The sequence below is a fragment of the uncultured Endozoicomonas sp. genome, from assembly GCF_947495845.1.
GTDB lineage: Bacteria > Pseudomonadota > Gammaproteobacteria > Pseudomonadales > Endozoicomonadaceae > Endozoicomonas.
Genome location: NZ_CANMAO010000070.1, coordinates 1 through 1,923, shown reverse-complemented (window position 1 = coordinate 1,923; position 1,923 = coordinate 1). Strand labels below are relative to the sequence as shown.

General features: G+C 45.9%; 2 protein-coding genes. Both read left to right on the top strand.

Annotation, left to right across the window (positions count from 1 at the left end):
• Positions 1-452 precede the first annotated feature (452 nt).
• Entirely contained in the window at positions 453-1,421 is a 969-nt protein-coding gene (gene cas1f, locus Q1B11_RS20075) for a type I-F CRISPR-associated endonuclease Cas1f (protein WP_299735769.1), read from the top strand.
• Positions 1,418-1,864 carry a hypothetical protein gene (locus Q1B11_RS20070; protein ID WP_299735766.1) on the top strand — a complete coding sequence of 149 codons (447 nt, stop codon included), beginning with the start codon at positions 1,418-1,420 and terminating at the stop codon, positions 1,862-1,864. Before cas1f ends, Q1B11_RS20070 begins: the two co-directional genes overlap by 4 nt.
• Positions 1,865-1,923 lie beyond the last annotated feature (59 nt).

Sequence of the window (1,923 nt, the reverse complement as noted above, 5' to 3'; positions counted from 1 at the left end):
CCCAGTATGGAAGCCAGCTCATACCTTATTATGCATTGCTATATCTGGCTTGCGGTGTTTTTGTCCCGTACATAGGTACTGGTGATACCATAAAATTGTCGTTTTCTGTTGATGTGTTCCTCACCGGAAGGTGATTGATTTTATCTGAATGCGTGGTGGATTGATGTTAAGCGCATCATGAAATGGTGAGGAGAAGGCAGGAAAAGTTTGAATTCAGCTTAAGTACAGTTTGAGGGTAGAGAAGGGTGGTTTTTAAACAGGCTGATTCGTCTCAGTTCTGGCTTCATTCTGTGGCTTTGATACTTGCTTTTTACGCTTCAAAACTAAGGTTACCCTTGGATATGAAAACTTTGTGACAAATCCCGTGGCAAATGGCGTCAGCCTACTTGTAGTATGCTCTGAGTATGATACAAATCCACATAAATGTCTTACCTCTGCATAAGTGAGCTGCGATGGAAATGCTGTCAGACGTAAAAGCCATTCTTCACTCTAAACGTGCCAATATATATTACTTGGAAAAATGCCGGGTAATGCAAAAAGACGGACGTGTTCTTTATCTCACCGAAGCAAAATCAGAAAACCAGTACTGGAATATTCCCATCGCCAATACTACGTGCCTATTGTTAGGCACCGGTACATCAATCACACAAGCTGCTGTGCGAATGCTGGCTTCAGCCGGGGTGCTGATTGGTTTTTGCGGTGGCGGTGGTACACCTTTATTGATGGCGACGGAAGTAGAGTGGCTAAGCCCACAAAGTGAGTACCGCCCGACAGAATACTTACAGGGTTGGATGGGCTTCTGGTTTGACGATCACAAACGACTGCAGGCTGCCAAAATTTTTCAGCAGGCTCGCATAGAATACCTGCGCCGTATATGGAAGAAAGACCGTGACCTGGTTAGTGAAGGTTTTAGTGCAGATAGCAGTGACATTGAAAGAGCGCTAACCGGCTTCGAGCGTAAAACGTCCACAGCAAACACCGCTGGCGAATTACTGCAGGTTGAAGCCTTGCTCACTAAACAACTCTACAAGGTCGCTGTACACAACACGGGCTATGGAGAATTTACCCGTGAACGCAGCGCAGAAGATACCGCCAATGCATTTTTAAATCATGGTAATTATCTGGCCTATGGACTGGCCGCCACCACCTTATGGGTATTGGGCATTCCACATGGGTGTGCGGTTATGCATGGTAAAACCCGTCGTGGTGCGTTGGTATTTGATGTGGCCGACTTGATAAAAGACACGCTCATACTCCCGTGGGCGTTTATTTGTGCCAAAGAAGGTGCCACAGAGCAAGAGTTTCGCCAACAATGCCTGCAGGCGTTTACGGATCATAAAGCTCTGGATTTTATGTTCGATCAGGTGAAGGCCGTAGCTCTTAATAGCGACTGGAATGAAGGTGAGGATCAAATATCATGATGGTCACCTTTGTCTCCCAGTGTGAAAAAAACGCCCTCAAAAAAACACGACGAGTACTGGATGCCTTTGCTAATCGTATTGGCGATAACACCTGGCAAACCATCATTACCCAAGACGGTTTGAATGCAGTAAAAAAGCTATTGCGCAAAACCGCCAGTAAGAATACAGCGGTGAGTTGCCATTGGTTGAGATCACGCTCTCGGAGTGAGTTGGTTTGGGTGGTGGGGAATCGTGATAAATTTGATGCTTTGGGAATAGTACCGGTGAATAGTACTCGCAGGAATCTGTTAAACAGTACTCGCGAGAGTGATTGGCATTACTTACCGTTGATTCAGGCTTTAACCGGGTTGGCTGCTTTATTGCACGACTGGGGCAAAGCCAGTGAACTGTTTCAAAAGAAACTCCAGCCTGAAGGCAAGCAAATTTTTAAGCCTCGTCAGTAAAATCTGTGGGCAATTTCTGGTTCAGGTAGCTTGCCAAGTGCATGGTATAACGCAACTTC

What these genes read in the sequence shown, in the direction of transcription:
- Q1B11_RS20070 (WP_299735766.1), top strand. Translation starts at nt 1,418, where the DNA reads ATGATGGTCACCTTTGTCTCCCAGTGTGAAAAAAACGCCCTCAAAAAA.
- cas1f (WP_299735769.1), top strand. Translation starts at nt 453, where the DNA reads ATGGAAATGCTGTCAGACGTAAAAGCCATTCTTCACTCTAAACGTGCC.